This window comes from Tumebacillus flagellatus (assembly GCF_000714935.1).
GTDB classification, from domain to species: Bacteria; Bacillota; Bacilli; order Tumebacillales; family Tumebacillaceae; genus Tumebacillus; species Tumebacillus flagellatus.
The window spans coordinates 18,576-38,472 of record NZ_JMIR01000034.1 but is presented as its reverse complement, the minus strand read 5'-3'; the positions used below and the strand labels follow the sequence as shown (position 1 = coordinate 38,472).

General features: G+C 55.5%; 17 protein-coding genes. All 17 read right to left on the bottom strand.

What is annotated here, in order from left to right; all coding sequences use genetic code 11:
- Window positions 1–8: 8 nt before the first annotated feature.
- Window positions 9–1,994 (bottom strand): ATP-dependent nuclease, encoded by a 1,986-nt coding sequence (locus tag EL26_RS18875; protein ID WP_052036574.1) that lies wholly within the window; start codon window positions 1,992–1,994, stop codon window positions 9–11.
- A gap of 96 nt (window positions 1,995–2,090) precedes the next feature.
- Window positions 2,091–4,073, bottom strand: a complete 1,983-nt coding sequence (gene uvrB / locus EL26_RS18870) for an excinuclease ABC subunit UvrB (protein WP_038092649.1) — start codon at window positions 4,071–4,073, stop codon at window positions 2,091–2,093.
- 112 nt (window positions 4,074–4,185) lie between these two features.
- Window positions 4,186–4,986: a flagellar motor protein MotB gene (locus EL26_RS18865; RefSeq protein ID WP_052036573.1), complete on the bottom strand. Its 801-nt coding sequence runs from the start codon at window positions 4,984–4,986 to the stop codon at window positions 4,186–4,188.
- Window positions 4,970–5,764, bottom strand: coding sequence for a flagellar motor protein (locus tag EL26_RS18860; RefSeq protein WP_038092644.1), 795 nt, complete (start codon window positions 5,762–5,764; stop codon window positions 4,970–4,972). Before EL26_RS18860 ends, EL26_RS18865 begins: the two co-directional genes overlap by 17 nt.
- A gap of 28 nt (window positions 5,765–5,792) precedes the next feature.
- The gene (locus EL26_RS18855; RefSeq protein ID WP_052036572.1) at window positions 5,793–7,097 is read right to left on the bottom strand and encodes a PDZ domain-containing protein; all 1,305 of its coding nucleotides are present in this window, start codon (window positions 7,095–7,097) and stop codon (window positions 5,793–5,795) included.
- 117 nt (window positions 7,098–7,214) lie between these two features.
- Window positions 7,215–8,636, bottom strand: a complete 1,422-nt coding sequence (locus EL26_RS18850; RefSeq protein ID WP_081857333.1) for a S41 family peptidase — start codon at window positions 8,634–8,636, stop codon at window positions 7,215–7,217.
- A gap of 53 nt (window positions 8,637–8,689) precedes the next feature.
- Entirely contained in the window at window positions 8,690–9,901 is a 1,212-nt protein-coding gene (locus EL26_RS24075; protein WP_052036570.1) for a murein hydrolase activator EnvC family protein, read from the bottom strand.
- A 31-nt stretch (window positions 9,902–9,932) separates the two neighbouring features.
- Window positions 9,933–10,814, bottom strand: a complete 882-nt coding sequence (gene ftsX / locus EL26_RS18840) for a permease-like cell division protein FtsX (protein ID WP_038092638.1) — start codon at window positions 10,812–10,814, stop codon at window positions 9,933–9,935.
- Complete coding sequence (gene ftsE, locus EL26_RS18835) at window positions 10,804–11,490, bottom strand: cell division ATP-binding protein FtsE (protein ID WP_038092635.1); 687 nt, start codon at window positions 11,488–11,490, stop codon at window positions 10,804–10,806. The genes ftsX and ftsE overlap by 11 nt, the downstream gene beginning before the upstream one ends.
- A 213-nt stretch (window positions 11,491–11,703) precedes the next feature.
- On the bottom strand, window positions 11,704–12,543 hold the full coding sequence (locus EL26_RS18830) for a metal ABC transporter permease (protein WP_052036576.1): 840 nt from the start codon (window positions 12,541–12,543) through the stop codon (window positions 11,704–11,706).
- A gap of 11 nt (window positions 12,544–12,554) precedes the next feature.
- The gene (locus EL26_RS18825) at window positions 12,555–13,334 is read right to left on the bottom strand and encodes a metal ABC transporter ATP-binding protein (RefSeq protein ID WP_081857332.1); all 780 of its coding nucleotides are present in this window, start codon (window positions 13,332–13,334) and stop codon (window positions 12,555–12,557) included.
- Between the two features lie 51 nt (window positions 13,335–13,385).
- Window positions 13,386–14,345 (bottom strand): metal ABC transporter substrate-binding protein, encoded by a 960-nt coding sequence (locus tag EL26_RS18820; protein ID WP_038092634.1) that lies wholly within the window; start codon window positions 14,343–14,345, stop codon window positions 13,386–13,388.
- Window positions 14,346–14,514: 169 nt separating this feature from the next.
- On the bottom strand, window positions 14,515–15,468 hold the full coding sequence (locus EL26_RS18815) for a metal ABC transporter substrate-binding protein (RefSeq protein WP_038092631.1): 954 nt from the start codon (window positions 15,466–15,468) through the stop codon (window positions 14,515–14,517).
- 123 nt (window positions 15,469–15,591) lie between these two features.
- Window positions 15,592–16,062, bottom strand: a complete 471-nt coding sequence (locus EL26_RS18810) for a hypothetical protein (protein WP_038092628.1) — start codon at window positions 16,060–16,062, stop codon at window positions 15,592–15,594.
- Between the two features lie 106 nt (window positions 16,063–16,168).
- Window positions 16,169–17,551 carry an argininosuccinate lyase gene (gene argH / locus EL26_RS18805; protein WP_038092625.1) on the bottom strand — a complete coding sequence of 461 codons (1,383 nt, stop codon included), beginning with the start codon at window positions 17,549–17,551 and terminating at the stop codon, window positions 16,169–16,171.
- Window positions 17,548–18,780 carry an argininosuccinate synthase gene (locus tag EL26_RS18800; protein ID WP_038092622.1) on the bottom strand — a complete coding sequence of 411 codons (1,233 nt, stop codon included), beginning with the start codon at window positions 18,778–18,780 and terminating at the stop codon, window positions 17,548–17,550. The genes argH and EL26_RS18800 overlap by 4 nt, the downstream gene beginning before the upstream one ends.
- A 119-nt stretch (window positions 18,781–18,899) precedes the next feature.
- The gene (gene argF / locus EL26_RS18795; protein WP_052036569.1) at window positions 18,900–19,874 is read right to left on the bottom strand and encodes an ornithine carbamoyltransferase; all 975 of its coding nucleotides are present in this window, start codon (window positions 19,872–19,874) and stop codon (window positions 18,900–18,902) included.
- Window positions 19,875–19,897: the final 23 nt, after the last annotated feature.

Genomic DNA, 19,897 nt, shown 5'->3' with positions numbered 1-19,897 from the left:
CCAAGGAGTTACTCAGTTGGAGTTGCAGGAGGGTCAGGCAACATGTTGTTGACGCGGAGGATGTAGCGGATCATTTTTTCTAATTGGTAGGTAAGGTCGGTGATCATCTCGGGATTTGGGGCTGGGGTCTTGCCGTCCAAGGTGAAATGATCGGCCTCTAAATTTTGATACACAAATTGTGCCAACTCGTTCTTGTGTTTCAGCGTCCCGCTTGGGGCATCGACTCCCGTCAGACCGCGCTCACTTAGAATACTTCCTGCACCGTCCGAGGCTGAGTATACATCCCAATCTGAGTCACTTAAGGTTGTGACATTTTTGACTTTCGGACTCTTTTCGCACAGCCTTTTATAAAATTCCTTTACTAGTTGCGGATGCGCGTAGTTCTCCAACTCCCGCCCTTTTAGCAACCAAAAGTTCGGGATCTCTTCCAAATGAAATTCTAGCTCCCCCTCCTCCCACACTTTATTCGTGAAAAGTTGAGACTGGCCATTCTGATCATTCAATTCCTGTGCAATCCTTAGATTGCGCAAACGTTTTTTAGATCCAGCTTCTGCATTATCGGAATCGATCATGACAAACGGATTTGGATTCACTCTTAATACATGTAGTTGATCATCAACTTTGTAATCCTCGTGGGATATCTCTTTTTCAGAAAACGAGTAATTTTTAATTAGACTTCCACCCGTCATAAGGATTGAATAATGCAGACCTTCGAGTAGCGATCCTTTTATCTTATGCTTTTTCCTATACACTTCAAAATAAGTCTTCAACCAAGCCCTTACCCAAAGTTTTTCCGAAGGACCTTCAACCCAGATGACCGCGTTGCTTAAAAGTGCATCTCCTGGGATTACTCCCAAGTCGTCAAAGACAGAACGCATCATTTTTGCTTCCCTGCTATTTCCTTTCTTACTCCGGAAGAAACCTTCGAAGGTGCACTGCCCGTTCTCTTTTTGGAAACGGTAGATATAGTCCCCTGCAGTTGCTGCCTCCATGACAGCCGGCGAGTGCGTAGCCAATACAAATTGGACCCCTGTTTGATTACGAATGATTTTCAGCAAGGCTCGAATCAGACCCGGTTGTAGATGACTTTCGATTTCATCGATTAGGATCAATTGTTTCTTGCTCCGTGCAATCTCCATAAGGAGTATGTAAAGCATTGTATAGCCCGTTCCAATTTCTTCTGAAGAAAGTTCTAGATGATTTTCAAACGTGAACAACAATAAATCATCTTCGTCATCCACTCGAACAGCCCTTGGAACTTCTAGCCCTAACTCAAGTAACCAGTGGCTTACTTGTTCTTTCGCTTTCCGAATGTCACCATGATTTTTTCTAGTCCTCAACCACTTTAGTAATTCTCCTCCGCTAATAGAGAATGACCGATTAGATTCACGGTCAAAAGAACGAATTGAATCGAAGACAAGAACTCTTTCACGTATTTCGTGGTACAAAGTATTGTAAAATTCATAAGCATCCCGTTCATCAAAATCCATAGAGAAGTCCTCGTTATAAACAACCTTGTGCGAAACTTTATTGAAATAATGAGTTTCTGTTTTTCCGTCACCCACGGACATATAGCAGAAGATATTCCCTAAGTTATTCATGATCGTGAAATTATAAAATATCTTCCCATTCATCCTGTTTATCCATGATCTCAAAAAATCGTTACTTAGATACCCTAATGCTGAACAGTCTATTTCAAACGATATTTTGATAGCTTCACTAGAATCAAACTCATGATAGTCCTTGTCACTAAAATTATCCATTCTTAATGAAACTTTGGATAAATCACCTCTTGGGAATTGTTCATGACCTTGAAAAATAGAAAACAATCTCGCTATCAACGACTTCCCTGAGTTATTTGCTCCTGATAAAAACGTCACTTGTCCGAAATCAGCCAAACTGAGCACATGTTTATTTTTAAAACCACGATAATTTTCAAAATTAATACTTTTTATGAACGTTTTTTTCTCGTCATTGGCTAATTTCTCTGCCATAAGTTCCTCCGTATACTCTCATTATGATTCATTACATGTTGAGAAAAAAGGCCCTGTCTTCGAAGCTGCAACAGGGCCTTTCATACTTCTTCTTCATTAGGAAGCTTTCAGCTCCAAAATAATATCGCGAAGCTCCGCGGCGCGTTCGAACTGCAGCGCTTTGGCGGCTTCCTTCATCTCTTGTTCAAGCTTCAGGATCAGTTCTTCGCGGTCTTTCTTGGACATTTTGTCGACGCCCTTCTCGACGATGAACGATTCCTTCTCCGCGGTGGTGACCGCTTCGATGACGTCGCGGACTTTTTTGTTGACCGTTTGCGGGGTGATGCCGTGCTTCTCGTTGAACTCCATCTGGATCTTGCGGCGGCGTTCCGTTTCTTTGAGCGCGATGTCCATCGACTTCGTGATTTTGTCCGCGTACATGATGACTTCGCCGCCCGCGTTGCGCGCCGCGCGTCCAATCGTCTGGATCAGCGAACGTTCCGCGCGCAGGAACCCTTCTTTGTCCGCGTCGAGGATCGCCACCAGCGACACCTCCGGCAAGTCCAAGCCTTCCCGCAGCAAGTTGATCCCGATCAGCACGTCGAACACGCCCAACCGCAAGTCGCGCAAGATCATCATCCGCTCGATCGTCTTGATGTCGGAGTGCAGGTAACGCACTTTCATCCCCAACTCCTTGAGGTAGTCGGTGAGGTCCTCCGACATCTTCTTCGTCAGCGTGGTGACCAACACGCGCTCGTCCCTGGCGATGCGCTGGTTGATCTCGCCGACCAAGTCGTCGATCTGCCCCTTGATCGGACGCACGTGCACCACCGGATCGAGCAAGCCCGTCGGGCGGATGATCTGCTCGACGACCTGCGTGCTGTGGTTGTTCTCGTAGTCGCCCGGCGTAGCGGAAACATAGATCGCTTGGTTGACTTTGGACTCAAACTCCGCGAACTTCATCGGGCGGTTGTCCTTCGCCGAGGGCAGACGGAAGCCGTGCTCAACGAGCATGTTCTTGCGCGCTTGGTCGCCGTTGAACATGCCGCCGATCTGCGGAACGGTCACGTGCGACTCGTCGATGATCAGCAGAAAGTCTTCCGGGAAGAAGTCGAACAGCGTGCTCGGGCAGGAACCCTCCGGACGACCCTCCATATGGCGCGAGTAGTTCTCGATGCCGGAGCAGAACCCGATCTCCAGCATCATCTCAATGTCGTAGTTCGTGCGCTGCTCCAGACGCTGCGCTTCCAGCAGTTTGCCCGCCTCGCGCAGCTCTTCCAAACGCGCTTCCAACTCCGCGCGAATGTCGGACACGGCGCGTGTCAAGTTATCGCCCGACGTGACAAAGTGAGACGCCGGGTAGATCGAAACGTGGCTGCGCGTGCCGAGAATCTCACCGGTGACAGTGTCCACTTCGGTGATGCGGTCGATTTCGTCGCCAAAAAACTCCACCCGCACCGCTTGCTCCGAGCGTGATACCGGGAAGATCTCCACCACGTCGCCGCGCACGCGGAACGTCCCGCGCGTGAAGTTGATGTCGTTGCGCTCGTATTGCATATCCACGAGTCGGCGCAGCACTTCGTCGCGCGGCTTTTCCATGCCGGGACGCAGCGAGAGCACGAACTTGGAGTACTCCTCCGGCGAACCCAAGCCGTAGATCGAAGACACCGACGCGACGACGATGACGTCTCGGCGCTCCAACAACGCCATCGTGGCGCTGTGGCGCAGTTTGTCGATCTCGTCATTGATCTTCGCGTCTTTCTCAATAAAAGTATCGGAAGACGGGATGTACGCTTCCGGTTGGTAGTAGTCATAGTAGGAAACAAAGTACTCCACCGCGTTGTCCGGGAAAAACTCCTTGAACTCGGCGTGCAGTTGAGCCGCGAGGGTTTTGTTGTGTGCCATGATCAGGGTCGGTTTGTTCACTTGCGCGATGACGTTTGCCATCGTGAACGTCTTGCCGGTCCCCGTGGCCCCCAGCAAAGTCTGGTGTTTGGTCCCTTGCTGCAGCCCCTCAACGAGTTGCGCAATCGCTTTCGGCTGGTCCCCGCGCGGTTCGTATTCGGATGCCAGTTTGAATTGAATGTCTTCACGTTCCATCGGTGCGGCACCTCCATTTCTATCACCGTCCATTATAACACGAAAGCGAACGTACATACGTAAAAAAGGTGAGAGTCCGCATCGGCTCTCACCTTTTTTTGAAAATCGGCATTTAGTTTTGAACAGCTTGCGGGTCCAGCGGCGAAATCGACTGCATCGGATACTTGCGCATGATGATGATGTTCACCCGACGGTTTTGCGAACGGTGCTCGTCCGAATCGTTCTCGACCAGCGGCACCGTGTCCGCATAGCCAACGGAGTGCAGTCGTTGGTGCCCAACCCCCGTGCTTTCGAAGAAATGCAACACGTTGATCGCCCGTTGCGACGAGAGTTCCCAGTTCGACGGGAACTTGCCCGAGGTGATCGGCACGTTGTCGGTGTGCCCCTCGACGGCGATCTCGTTTTCCAAGACACCGAGGAACGGCGACAGGCCGCCGAGCAGTTTCTGCGCCTGCGGTTTCAGCACCGCTTCGCCGGAGTCAAACAGCGCGGCATCGGACAGCGTAATCTGCACGCCCTTGGCGTTTTCCAAGACGTTGATCTGACCGCCGAGGCCGTTTTGCTGGATGAACTGCTCAAGTTTCTTCTTGACGTCCTGGAGGTTCGCTTGTTCCTGCTGTGCGGCCGCTGCTTGCTTCTGTTGGTCGGGCGTCTTATTCTTGGTGTCCGACTCCGGGCGTTTGGAAACCAATCCCGAATTGCCCATCGACTGCAACTGAATCTGGTTGTTCGCATTGAGGGCTTTGTTGAGCGACACCGAGAGCGAATCAAATTTGGATTGGTCGATTTGCGACATGGCGTACATGATGACGAAGAAGATCATGAGCAAGGTGATCAAGTCGGAATACGTGATCAGCCAACGCTCGTGGTTCTCGTGACTTCCGCCGTGGTTTTTCTTACGCCGACTCGACATTCGCTTCCCCTACCTCTGCCTTAGGATCACGCAGCTTCGGCGCCAGGAACGCCTTGAGCTTCTGTCCGAGGATGTTCGGGTTCTCGCCCGCTTGAATCGACAGAATGCCTTCGATCATCAGTTCGCGAATCAACACTTCTTGCTTGGTGCGGTTCTTCAGCTTGGTGGCAATCGGCAAGTAGGCGACGTTCGCAGAGGCCACGCCGTACAAAGTAGCGATAAATGCAGTTGCGATCTGCGGGCCCAAAGCGTTGACGTCCGAAAGGTTGCCAAGCACGTGCACGAGACCCATAACGGTCCCGATAATCCCCATCGTCGGTGCAAAGCCGCCCGCTTGCTCGAACGGTTGCGCGCCTTTCTCGTGACGGGATTCGATAAACGAAAGCTCAGTTTCCAGCATGCTGCGCACGAGGTCCGGGTCGACGCCGTCGACGACGAGGCGGATGCCGTTCTTAAAAAATTCGTCGTCATACGTCTCGATCTTCTCTTCGAGCGCCAAGATGCCTTCGCGGCGCGCCGTGGTCGCCAGCGACACCAATTCGGTGATCGTATCCATCGGGTCTTTCGGTTTGTAGGTAAACGCGACCTTCAAAATCTTCGGCAGTTCCTTCAGCTGCTCCATCGGCGTTGCCAGCATGACCGCGCCGAACGTCCCGCCGAATACGATCAGTGCAGCGGTCGGGGATAAGAGCGCACCCAGTTCGCCTCCCTCAGCCATAAAGCCGCCTAACAAGCCCCCAATGCCGATCAGCAAACCAAGCAGTGTGGTAATGTCCATGACGAGTCCTCCACTTTCTCTTCTCTTTCTAGGAATGTTCGTGATAATTCGAGTGCGTCTGCTTACTTCCTCTCATCCGCTCCCACAGCCATGCCCAGGGAGAGACGGTGCCGAGGCGGACATATTGCCGCGCGTTGTCATCCGGCACGAGGATGACCCCCAGCATGTGGTGGTCGCCCGTATAGATCGCCGTGTTGGCAAATCGAACTTCGCCGTCCGGCCTCAACAATTCGAGCTTGGCATACGCGGGATTCTGGTTGAGCGCAAAATGCAAATCATAAGGTGAGTTCACCGGTGTACCGTTTACTTTGAGGATCGTCTCGCCCGGCAGGAGACCCATTTCCTTCGCCGGGCTTTTCGGCAGGATCGAGAGAATCTTCAATCCTTGCAAAGGCTTCACGTAGATCGGATGCCCGCTCTGTTCGCCGCGCATCTCCCGGAGGATCAACAGCTCATGCACGATCGGACAAAACACCGCCGCGACCCAAGCGAGAGCCGACACATAGGAACTGCCGACGGCAAGTCCGAGCAGCACCACGCTGTAGGCCAGAAGCCAACGCGACGTGTGCTTGGACGTCTGTTGCGGCGTCTTGGTCAGCGCCGCCCCGGAATAACCCAAGATCGCCGGGACGGGCACAATCTGCAAGCCCGCGCCAATACCCAAGCCGCCAAGCGACATCAGGGGCCACCACGACGGCGTGTGCAACACGCTGTCCGGCACGCCCGTCACGACAAACGCCGCCATCGGGATCACCCAAAATTTCTGGAGGACGAACCCGCCGACCAAGCGTCCGCGCTTGCCGGGCACAAACACCGGCAGCGGCGCGTGATCCCCGTGCAGGCGAACCAGAATCGCTTCCACGAGGTGCAAAATCGCCACCAACGCCATCAGGTCCGGAACGTGCAACTGCTTCAAGTCATCGTAGATTCCAAGCAGCCAATCCGGCCCCGACATCAGCGTCGGCAAGGCGTTCAAAATCAAGCTAACGAGGCTGAGCAAACCGCCTGCGTAGGCAAAGCACGTGTAGCGCACGTTGACGAGCGCCAACACCAACGCCACGACCCACACATACGTCATGTCAACCGGAGAGAGCACGACGCCGATGACCGTCATCAAGAACGTCGCGAGCAGCCCGCCGCCGACCCCGTAGAGGATGGAACGGAGCACTTGATCGGCCAACGACGAGCATCGCACGCCAAACATCCGGCGCTCCATGGAATTCTGCCGCCTGTACTGCAACACGATCAGCAGAATCGCCACGTAGAATAGAGGATGCGCCAAGACTTGGGCAAGCCCGTCGAGGATCTCGGTCAAGAAAGACAGCTCTGTCATTCGCACTCCTCCCTTATTCTTGTTGTCAAAAGGGCTCTTTTACAAAAAAAGTACCCGGTTGGAACCTGTGCTGGTTCGCCGGGTACTTACTTCGACACAATCCGCCTTCAATCCTTCCTATGGCAACATTTTACGGAGGACCTGCTTGGCTTTGTCGAGCTGCGTGTCGTTGTCTTGAATTTTCTTTTGCAGAAGCTCGATCATCTTGCTGGTGGTCTTGCCTTTGATCACGCCGTCCGCTTCGAGGTTCTGGACTTTCTGGAACGCGACAACCGCTTGTTTGGTCTTGTCATCAAAGAATCCGTCCTTGCGGCCCGGCTGGTAACCGAGCGCTTCCAGCATGATTTGCGCCGTTTTCACTTCGTTGGAGAACGTGTCCGGCTTCAGTTCTTTGTCCGGGTCGAGGTACGGCAGGTCGGCGTACTCGGGCAGGTCTACTTTGTAGTCCGGCTCGATGCCTTTTTTGTGAATCCAGTTGCCGTCCGGGGTCAGCCATTTCGCCATCGTGTATTTGATGTTCGAACCGTCGTTATACGACTTCGTGGTTTGCACGGTGCCTTTGCCGAACGTTTTCTCCCCGACCAGCGGGAAGTTGCCCGATTCCTTGAGCGCGCCGGCGAGAATTTCCGCCGCCGATGCGGAACCGCCGTCGACCAGCACGACGACCGGGAAGTCCGCTTTGCCGTGCTTGGAGCGGTAGACTTCCTTCTGCCCGGAACGGTCCTCGACTTGGAGGATCAGCTTCTGATCGGGCACCAGTTGGTTGGCGATCTGCACGCAGACGTCGAGCAGTCCGCCCGGGTTTTGGCGCAGGTCGAGGATCAGACCTTTCATGCCTTTGCCCTTCAATTCGGTCAGCGACTTGTTGAACTCGTCGGCGGTCGTTTCCGCAAACTTGCTCATCGTGATGCGCGCCATGCCGTCGTCGAGCATCTCGCCTTTGACGGTGTCGAGCGGGATCGTGTCGCGCACGACGCTGATGTTCAACTGCCCGGTTTCACCCGGACGCTCGATGACGAGTTCGGCTTTGGAGCCTTTTTTGCCGCGGATGTAGGTGACCGCTTCCGTGACTTTCATCCCCGTCAAGCTCTTGCCGTCCACGGAGAGGATGCGGTCGTTCGGCTTGATGCCGGCTTTCTCCGCCGGCGCGCCCTTGATCGGAACGTCGACGACGATCTTGCCGTCCTCAGACTTGATTTCCGCGCCGATGCCTTCAAACGAAGACGAGATATTCTCTTGGAAGTCTTTCGCTTCCGTCGGGCTCATGTACGTGGAGTACGGGTCGTCGAGCGACTTGACCATGCCGTCGATCGCACCGTTGAGGAGCGTGTCGTCCTTCACGTCTTGGTAGTAGCTTTTCTTGAGCGTGCCGTATGCGTCGACCAGTTTGTTGAACTCGGCGTCGGTGACGGCCGGCGTTGCGCTGTCGCTCGCTTTCGTCAGATGGCCGGTCGCGTTTAAGCCGATCACGGTCAAGCCGCTGCTCAAGACCAAAGACACAACCAGCCCAATGATCAGGGTACGTCCCTTGATGTACATCTTCCCGCTTGCACCACCTTTGTCCAAATCTGCTTTAGTATATGACACTCCGGCTAGAGATATTTGCGCGGATTGACAACCTCTCCGTTTTCATAGACGCCAAAGTGCAAGTGCGGCCCGGTGGAACGCCCGGTGGAGCCTTCCTTGCCGATCGCGTCGCCCTGCGTGACTTGCTGGCCGACGGAGACGAGGATGCCCCCGTTCATCAGATGCCCGTACAGCGACCAGAGACCGCCGCCGTGATCGATGATGATGCAGTTGCCAAACCCGTTGACCCATCCGGCGGTGATGACTTTGCCGGATTGCGCCGCGACGACGGTCGTGCCCTGCGGACCCGCGATGTCCATCCCGTTGTGGCCCATGCGCTGGCCCGTGAACGGGTCGATTCGGTCGCCGAATTCGTCGGTGATCAAAGTAATGCCCGGCAGCGGCCAAATGAACGGACCGCCGTGCGTCTGCCCGCCGGACGATTGCGCCGGCGTGGTGTTTTGTTTGTTCTGTTCCGCTGAAATCTGTTGAGACAGCGCGTAGATTTGCTTGATCGCTTGGTCTTGAATCGCTTGCGACTCCTGCTCGATGCGCTCTTGCGCGGATTTGTCGCTCTCCAGTTGTTGGTTGAGCGCGACTTTTTGTGCTTTGAGAGAGTCGAGCGAGGCTTTTTGCTCCACTTGCTGCGTCTTCATCGCCGTCAGCGTGTTGCGGTCGTCCTCGAGCTTTTGCTTGGTCGCGGCGATCGTGTCGCGGTCGGCTTTGTTTCGCTTGAGGATTTCCGTGTCCTGCTGGTAGATGACGGCGAGCGCGTCAAAGCGGTCGAGAAAGTCGGAAAACGATGTGGCGTTCAGCAGCACGTCGAGGTATTGCACTTCGCCTTGCTCATACATCATCTTGAGGCGCGACTTGAGGACTTTGTCGCGTTCCTTGACGCGCGCCTGTGCTTCGGCGAGTTTGCCTTCGGTGGTTTGAATCTCTTGGTTTTTCGTGAAAATCGAGCTTTGGAGTTTGGCGATCTCGCTCTCCTTGGCGTCGATGTCGGCTGCAAGTTTGTCGATGTCGTTCGCGTTGACTTGAATCTGGCCTTGGATCTGGTCTTTTTTCTGTTTGGCTTCTTGTTCGCGTTGTCTGGCGGCATCGAGTTGTTGCTGTTGTTGCTGCTGCTGAGATTTCAGGTCGTTGATGTCGGCAAAACCGGCCGACGGAAAAATCAGCGCCAACACGGCGGCCGTCGACAGGCCGACGACCAAAATACGAGACTTGCGAGCTTGCATCCAACTATCCCCTTCCCTCAAGTAGAGATACTTAAATTCGCAAGAAACGAGAGATCGACATGACAGAACCGATCATGCCGATCAAAGCTCCGATGGAGACCAGAATCGCCGCGACCGAGTATACGAGGCTCGCCGGAGCAAACGTGAAGTACATGAACCCCGGATAGTTGCTGAGCACGTATTGGTAGCCAAACGAGATCAGCGCAGTCGGCACCAGCGCGCCGAAGACGCCGATCAACAAACCTTCGATCAAGAACGGCCAGCGGATAAACCAGTTGGTGGCACCGACCAGCTTCATGATCTCGATTTCGCGTCGACGGGCGAAGATCGTGACTTTGATCGTGTTGGAGATCAAGAACAGCGCCGTGAAGCAGAGGCCGACGACGAACACCCCGCCGGCGTTGCGGACGATGTTGATGCCCTTGAACATCTTCTCCACGGTCTCTTTGCCGTAGTTGACTTTGTCGACGAGCGGCAAGGTTTGGACTTTTTGGGCGACGGCGGCGATGGTCTGCGGGTCCTTCGCTTTGAGAATGAACTTGTCGGGCAACGGGTTTTCTTGGTCCAAGCCTTCGAGAAGGTTGGCGTTTTCGGCGAGTTTGTCGCGCAGTTGATCAAGGCCCGTTTCCTTCGATACATAGGTGACGGAGGCGAGCTCCGGGAGACTCTTCAGTTGGCGTTCCAGCTCCAAGACGTCGGCGCGGGTGGCGCTTTCCTTGACGTAGACGTTCATCTCGACTTGAGATTCGAGTTGCTGGGAGAACAGCTGTACGTTGTAGGCGAGAATCAAAAAGACACCGAGCAACAAAAGCGTCACGGTGACGGCGGAGACAGACGCAAACGTCATCCAACCGTTGCGGTTGAGGTTGCGAAGACCTTCGCGTCCGTGGCGGCCGATCGTTCTAATTTTCATAGCCGTATACCCCCCGTTTCTGGTCGCGGACGATTTGCCCGCCCTCGACGGCGAGGACGCGTTTTTTGAGCGTGTTGACGATTTCTTTGTTGTGCGTGGCCATGACGATCGTCGTGCCCCGGTTGTTGATCTCCTCGAACAGGCGCATGATGTCCCACGAGGTGTCGGGGTCGAGGTTGCCGGTCGGTTCGTCCGCGATGATGACGGACGGGTTGTTGATCAGGGCGCGCGCGATGGAGACGCGCTGCTGCTGACCGCCGGACAATTCGTTTGGCAAAGCGTTTGCTTTGTCGCCAAGACCTACGAGTTCGAGGACTTCGGCGACGCGGGACTTGATTTTCTTGGGGCTGGCTTCAATGACTTCAAGCGCGAACGCGACGTTCTCTTTGACGGTCTTGTTCGGGAGCAGTTTGAAGTCTTGGAAGACAACGCCGATCTGGCGGCGGAGCAACGGAATCTTGCGCTCCTTGAGGCGTTCGATGTTAAATCCGTTGACAAAGATCGAACCTTTGGACGGACGTTCCTCACGATACATGAGTTTGATAAAAGTCGATTTGCCGGCGCCGCTGGGACCGACCACATAGACGAACTCTCCCTTGTCGATCCGGATGCTTACGCCCTGCAGGGCTACAGCGCCGTTGGGATAGGTCTTCCATACGTCGTGCATTTCGATCATCGTTCACACCACTTTCTACTGTCTGATTTCGTTGGACACAGCCGAACAGACGATGTCGAAACTCGCCACCCTACATGTTTCGACGCCCCTCTGTCATTTCCTGTAGAGAATTGCGGATTGGTGGATTTTTCCCAGAGGATTTTTTGTCGGGACTGTGAAAAAAAAACCCTCTCCTCCACTGAGCGCGGAAAAGGGGTTCTCTTTGCCATCCAATTAATTTGCCAATTCCCGTTCCGTCCCGGCACTCGCCGCGCCGGCTCTGCTGAACAACCGCTTCACCAGTAACACCACGACCAAAATCACCAGCAGCAACAGCACGATCGTCCCGCCCGGCGGGATGTCGAGTTGATACGAGGCTGTCAGTCCGCCGAGAACGGACACGAGCCCCGTGAGCACCGCGATCCAGATCGTCATCGTGAAGCCGCGTGAAATTCGCAGCGAAATCGCCGCCGGCAACACCATCAGCGACGAAACCAGCAGCACGCCGACGATCGGCATCGCCGTCGCCACCACGAGTCCCGCCAGCAGCGAGAACGCCAGCGACAGCGTTCTCGCCGGAATGCCGCTGACTTGCGCCGTCTCTTCATCAAACGTCAACACATACATCGGACGCCAGAAAAACCAGAAGAACAGCGCGCACAGGACGACCACTCCCGCCATGATCAGCAGATCGGTCTGGCTCACCGCGATGATCGAGCCAAACAGATACGACGTGAACCCGCGGCTCGCTCCCTTGTTGAAGCTCATCAACACCACCGCCGACGCCAAACCGCCCGACATCAAGATCGCAATCGAGAGCTCGCTGTACGCTTTAAACGACCGGCGCAGCGTGTCGACCAAAATTGCTCCGATCAACGCCGCCACCATCGCCGTCACCATCGGATACACGCCGATCAGCGCCCCGACCGCCACGCCCGCAAGCGAGACGTGCGAAAGCGTATCCGCCATCAACGACTGCCGACGCAACACGAGGTAGACGCCGATCACCGGCGCCACCAGCGCAATCAAGATCCCGGCCAGAAAAGCGTTCTGCAAAAATCCATATTGCAACATCTCAAACACAGTTACAGCACCCCTTCCTGCACGGCCGCTCTCGGCTTCGTCTCTTCGTCGTCGTAACAGCAGTACAGGGGCAACGTCACGTTGTTCGTCCGCAAATCCATCCGCTCTTGGAACTCTTGCGGCGAACCGTCAAAGCGAATCCGCTTGTCGAGCACCAACAAGCGCGTCAACCGCGGCAACGTCTCTTCCAAATCGTGCGTCACCATCAACACCGTGCGCCCGTGATGCTGCACTTGGTGCGTGATCAAATCGTAAAACGAACTCCGCGCTTCCACGTCCATCCCCGTCGTCGGCTCGTCAAGCACCAGGAGATCGGGTTCCAACACCAGAGCGCGCGCCAAACAGACGCGCTGCTTCTGGCCGCCGGAGAGCTCGCCGATCTTGCGCTTGCGAAATTCCCACATGCCCACTTGCTTCAACACCTGCTCCACCCGTGCCACTTCCGCGGCCGGCAACAGGCCGAACCACCGCTTGCGGGTGTACAGCCCGGAACGCACCAACTCATAGACGGTGCTCGGAAACCCCGCGTTGAACGACGCGATGTTCTGCGGCACATACCCAAGCACCAGCGGTTTTCCTTTCGGCCCGGTCGGATTCAGTTCCACTCGGCCGCGCTGCGGTTGGAGCAGCCCCAACAGCAGTTTGAGCGTCGTCGTCTTGGCCGCGCCGTTCGGGCCGGTCAGACCGATGAATTCAGATGTCCCAATTTGCACGTTTAACCGATCCAATACCGGCGTCTGACCATATCCGAACACCACATCCCGTATCTCGGCCAATTTCACTTCGACTTCTCTCCTTTGCTTTCCCAAATTCCATTTTCAAAAAAACGACCCTTACAACGCCTCTTTCAGCGCGGCAAGGTTTTGCTTCTGCACACCGATATAATCAAGCCCTTGGGCTTTCTCTTCTTCTGTCAAACCTTCCAGCGGGTTGAGCACGCCGGTCTTGGCGCCGACTTCGTTTGCCACCGCTTCCGCCACTTTCGGCGATGCCAGCGTTTCAAAGAAGATCCTCTTCACGCCGTGCGCTTTCGCCAACTCCACGATGTCTTTCATCTGCGACGCACTCGGTTCTTGCTCAGGCGAAAGTCCCGCGATCGGCACTTGCGTCAAGCCGTAGCGCTTCGCCAGATACCCGAACGCCGTGTGCGACGTGACGAATTCCTTCTGCGACTTCTCGGCAACGCCCTGTTTGAACTCTTCGTCGAGATCGGCGAGCCGTGCGTTGTAATCGGCAGCGTTTTTCTTATACTCGGCAGCGTGTGCCGGGTCTTTTTTGACAAAAGCGGCGGCAATGTTGTTGACTTCCTTCATCGCCAAACTCGGGTCCAACCAGACGTGCGGGTCCATGTTGTCCGAAGGCAGTTGCAATTTGAACGCGTTCTCGTGCCCCTCGTGGTCGTCGTTCTTGCTCTCCAGAAGCTGAATGCCTTTGGAAGCTTCCACCACGTCCAAGTGTTGCGAGGTCACCGAACCGAGCACGCTGTCCACCCACTGCTCAAACCCCGCCCCGTTGTAAATGAACACATCCGCGACCTGGATTTTGGCGACATCCTTCGGCTTCGGTTCCCAATCGTGCGGCTCCGTGCCGCCCGGAACGAGCACCGTCACGTCGACGTTGTCGCCGCCGACCTGTTTGGCAAACTCATACATCGGATAAAAAGACGTGACCACCTGCAATTTGCTTGGGCCGACGCTGTTGTCGTTGCTCATGTTGTTGATGTCGGTACAGCCTGCTGCAAACAAGCTCGCGGTCAGCAAGCCGCCCATTGCAAGTTTCCACCATTTCCCCATGGATCAAACCTCCTCGCAAAAAAACGGAACCGTTACGAAGTATCGCTCAGATAACTATACTCCTCTGCAAGGGATTTGTAAAACGGAAATGTTACGATATTTGCTGTTCCGAAAAAAACAGCACACCCCGCGCAGGCAGGGCGTGCTGTTTTGCGTTTGGCCGCGTGTCTTACTCGAGGTTCAAACCCGCTTCAAGTTGATTGAGGTTGTCTTGCATCGTTTCGATGTAGGTCTTGTCCTGCTTGCCTTCATACGACTCCAAGATGCCGGACTTGTAGCCCATCCATCCCATGAATTCCTGAACGCGCGGAGCTGCTTCCTGTTGGAAGAAGACCGCCTTGATGTCGTGCTTGGCGAGGTCGTCCTTGATGGCATTGCCCTTGGCTTCGTCGTCCTGCGGGAATTTCATGGCGGTGAACGTGTCCGGGACGTAGTATTTCAAGCCGTATTCTTTCGCGAGATATTGGTACGCCGGGTACGGCGAAACGATTTCCTTGTGCTTGACTTTGGAGAGGGTGTCGCGGTACTGCTTGTCGAGTTCGTCGAGGCGTTTTTTGTACTCCTCGGCGTTTTTCTTGAAGTCTTCCTTATAAGAAGGAGCTTTTTTCTCCAGAGCCGCTTCGATCGTGTCCACTTCCTTCTTGGCGTTGACCGGGTCGAGGTAGTAGTACGGGTCTTTGCGCGGCTTGTTGCGCTCTTCGTCAGTGACGTCCGGGTTGATGAATTCCAAGAGATCCAACTTGTCGATGCCCTTCGAAGCGTCGACGATCAGGAGACCTTTGTTCTTCTCCTTCATGTTGGTTTCCACATCGTTCCAGTAGCGGTCTTCCACATTCACGCCGTTGCGGATGAACAGGTTCGCGCTCTCTAAGTTCTTTTGATCCGCGAGCGTCGGAGCCCATTGCCACACGTTCACTCCGTTTGGCACCCAAGTATCCACGACCACGTGTTCCTTGCCAATCTGTTTCACAAAATCGGATTCCGCCATCATCGTCGTGTACACTTTGACCTTGTCTCCAGAGGAGACAGTTGCCGTGTCACATCCTGCCGTCAAAACCGTCGTCATGACGAGCCCGACGCCCAAGGCGGTGTAGGTAAGCGATTTCAACCAGCGTTTTTTCATCGTCGTGTGACCTCCCATGAAAATCTCTCTTAATCTCTCTCTGAAAATTCGTTCTCTTGTAGTGTATATAAAAACCCGCCCTGCGTCCATAAGCAATTTTTAACGACCGATGACAAATGTGTGTCAAGGCACCGTGAAAGGCACATCGATCACCACATGCTCGTCCCGCTTCTGCCCGCGTTGAAACACGGCGCGGACGGTGTGCGCGCCGGAAGAAGCGGGCTTCGTCGGGCGCAACACCACGTCGAGCGCCAGCGTTTGGCTTGGCGGCAGCGTTTTCGGGACGACGACCGCCGCGCAGAGGTCGGGCTCGCCCGCTTTTTTTACACGGGTGTAACCAAGCGAGGCGACGCTGATGCCGGGATCGCAGGAGCTGTAGCCGATGTAGTCGACCGACTCCGTGCTGTCGTTTGCCGCTTCGACGTGCGCATGGATCTCGTCTTGCGGCCCGTAGGAGGGCTTGTCGAGGGTGAGGCTCAATTTCACGCCGTTTTGTTGTTTCATTTGATTGTGCGCCGGGTCGGAGACTTGGCTTTTCTCCGAACAGCCGGGGACCGCCAGGAGGAGAAAGAGCAGACAAAGCGTTGGTTTCATGCGGTTCACGCCCCTACACAGTATTCCTTGGTAGGGTTTGTCGGCGCTCTCCCCTTTATCACAAAAAAAGCCGCGTTCAGGGAGGCGCGGCTTTTCTTGGAACTGCTTATTGCTTTTGGGCTTGCAGCCATTCGCGGACGTTTGCCAGTTGCACGTTGACACTTTCGGTGCCGGTGCCGCCCTTGGAGTTGCGGGCGTTGACGACGTTGCGGATGTCGAGCGCTTCGAAGAGGTCGGCCTCGAAGAGCTCGGAAGCGGCTTGGTATTGCTCCAGCGTCAAGTCGGCGAGGTACACGCCCGACTCGATGCATTGCAACACCAGTTTGCCGATCACTTCATGCGCGTTGCGGAACGGAAGTCCCTTGCGCACGAGATAGTCGGCGAGGTCGGTCGCGTTCGAGAAGTCGGCTTTCACGGCGCGTTCCACGTTCGCACGGCGCACTTGCAGAGTTTCGATCATGCCGGTGAACAGCATCAGACCCGGTTTCAGCGTGTCGACAGTGTCGAACATGCCTTCTTTGTCTTCCTGCAGGTCTTTGTTGTACGCCAGCGGCAGGCCTTTGAGCACGGTCAAGAGGCCGATCAGGTCGCCGTAGACGCGGCCCGTCTTGCCGCGGATCAACTCCGCGACGTCGGGATTTTTTTTCTGCGGCATGATCGAGGAACCGGTGCAGTACGCGTCGTCAAGCTCCACGAAGGAGAACTCGGTCGACGACCACAGCACCAACTCTTCACAGAAGCGCGAGAGGTGCATCATCAGGATCGACGCGTTCGACAAAAACTCCAAGATGAAGTCCCGGTCGCTGACCGCGTCCATCGAGTTTTCGTACACGCGGGCAAAGCCAAGTTCCTCGGCGACCCTGTCGCGGTTGATCGGGAACGTCGTCCCCGCCAACGCGCCGGAACCAAGCGGCATGATGTCGATGCGCTTGTAAGAGTCCTCGAAGCGTTCAATGTCGCGGCGGAACATGCCGACGTACGCCAGCAGGTGATGCGCCAAGAGCACCGGTTGGGCGCGCTGCAAGTGCGTGTAGCCCGGGATGATCACGTCGAGGTATTCCTCGGCTTTGTCGGTCAGCACTTCCACCAACCGGTAGAGCAGACCGACGATTTCCTCAACTTCTTCCTTTAAATAAAGATGCATGTCGAGGGCGATCTGGTCGTTGCGCGAACGGCCGGTGTGCAGCTTGCCGCCGACCGGGCCGATCAGGTCGATCAGGTGCTTCTCCACGTTCATGTGCACGTCTTCGTGCGCGACGGAGAAGTGAAGTTCGCCCTGTTCGAGTTTCGCTTGCACTTGGACAAGCCCCGCTGCGATCGTCTCGGCATCGGCCTGCGGAATGATTCCGCAGGCGCCGAGCATCTTCACATGGGCGAGCGACCCCCGAATGTCTTGCGCCGCCAGCTTTTGGTCGAACGGGATGGAAGCGGTGTAGAGTTCGACTAATTCGTTGGTCGGTTTGGTGAAACGTCCGCCCCAGAGCTTCATTTCACTTCCACCGCTTCCAGTGCCGGCGTGTTGCCTTTGCCCGCTTGCACTTTGGAGTAGACTTTGGTCGGCAAGCCCCACAGCTTGATGAAGCCCTTCGCTGCGTTGTGGTCGAACGCATCGTCCGGCGAGTAGGTGGCGAGGTCGAGGTCGTACAGGGACTCCTCGGACTTGCGGCCGACCGGTTGGAACGTGCCTTTCCACAGCTTCACGCGGACGGAGCCGGTGACGGTCGCTTGGGTTTCTTCAATGAAAGAGTCGATCGCTTTCTTCAGCGGCGAGAACCAGAGGCCGTTGTAGACGAGCTCGGTGTATTTCAGTTCGAGTTGCGGTTTGAAGTGGAACACTTCGCGCGGCAGGGTGATCGTTTCCAGTTCGCGGTGTGCCGCGATCAGGACGAGTGCTGCCGGAGCTTCGTAGACTTCGCGGGACTTGATGCCGATCAGACGGTTTTCCACGTGGTCGATGCGGCCGACGCCGTGTGCGCCCGCGATTTTGTTCAGCTGCTCGATCAGTTCGACGAGACCGAGTTGTTCACCGTTCAGGGAGACGGGAACGCCTTTTTCAAAACCGATTTCGACATACTCCGCTTCGTCCGGAGCGTCGGCGATGCTTGCGGTCCATTCAAACGCCGCTTCCGGCGCTTCCGCCCACGGATCTTCGAGCACGCCGCACTCGCAGGAACGGCCCCAGAGGTTGACGTCCGTGGAGAACGGGTTTTCCAGCGTGATCGGAATCGGAATGTTGTTTTTCTTGGCATATTCAATCTCTTCGTCGCGGCTCCAGCCCCATTCGCGGACCGGTGCCACGATTTCAAGGTTCGGGTTGAGAGCGGTCACCGATACGTCGAAACGCACCTGGTCGTTGCCCTTGCCGGTGCAACCGTGCGCAACCGCGTCTGCGTTTTCCTGCTCGGCGACTTGCACGAGCAATTGCGAGATCAACGGACGGGAGAGCGCAGCAGAAAGCGGATATTTGTGTTCGTAGAGCGCGTTTGCTTTCAGCGACGGCAAGATGAATTCCTTGGCGTAGAGATCGCGCGCGTCAACCATGTACGACTTGGTCGCGCCGACTTGCAGGGCCTTGCTCTTGATGAATTCGAGGTCTTTGCCTTCGCCGACGTCAGCGGAAAGCGCGATGACTTCGTACCCTTGATCTTTCAGCCAGGTGATCGCAACGGAGGTATCCAGCCCGCCGGAATAGGCGAGCACGACTTTTTTGTTCGACATGTATGGTTCTCCTCTCAACTCGGAAGTTGTCTGTAGGTTGTCTGTATATAAAATGCATCAACGGGTATAATTATGCATCAACTTGCAAAAAAAATCTACCCCTGTTTTTTAGAAAAAAATCACGGGGCCATGGTGGCGACGAGAATCGCTTTCTGAACGTGCAGGCGGTTTTCCGCTTCGTCAAAAATCACCGAGTTCGGGCCGTCGATCACGCCCGCCGACACTTCTTCGCCGCGATGCGCGGGCAAGCAGTGCATAAACAGGTAGTCCGGTTTGGCGTGCTTGACGAGCTCTTCGTTGACCTGGTACGCCGCAAAGTGGTTCATGCGCTCTTGCTGCTCTTGTTCTTGGCCCATCGACGCCCAGACGTCGGTGTAGATCATGTCGGTGCCTTGCACCGCTTCCACCGGATCGTGGGTCAGCAAGATCGAGGTGCCGTGTTGCGCTGCGAGGTTGTTCGCTTGCTCGACGACCGCCGCGTCGCATTCGTAGCCCGGCGGAGTGGCGATGCGCAGGTTGATGCCGAATTTCGGAGCCGCCACCAGCCAGGAGTTCGCCATGTTGTTGCCGTCGCCGATGTAGGTGACGGTGAGGCCTTTGAGCGTGCCTTTTTTCTCCCAGAGCGTGAGGATGTCGGCGAGCACTTGGCACGGGTGGTGCAGATCGGTCAAGCCGTTGATCACCGGAATCGACGCATACTGCGCCAGTTCGGTCACGATTTCATGCCCGAAGGTGCGGATCATCAGACCGTCGACGTAGCGCGAAAGCACTTGCGCGGTGTCCGGAATCGGCTCCCCCCGACCGAGTTGCGTGTCGGAGGAAGAGAGAAACAGCGCGTGGCCGCCCAGTTGGTACATCGCGACTTCAAACGAAACGCGGGTGCGGGTCGACGCTTTTTCAAAGATCATCCCGAGCGTTTTGCCCGCGAGCGGACGGAACGGGATGCCTTGTTTCTGCTTTTCTTTGAGATCGATCGCCAAAGTCAGCAGGTCTTGCAGGTCGATGGCCGAGTGATCGGCAAAATCGAGAAAGTCGCGTCCTTGCCAGTTCGGCAGTTGCCAGGTGGTTGTCGGCTGAAGCGGAATCGTCGCCATAGGTGTTTTTACCCTCCTTGGGT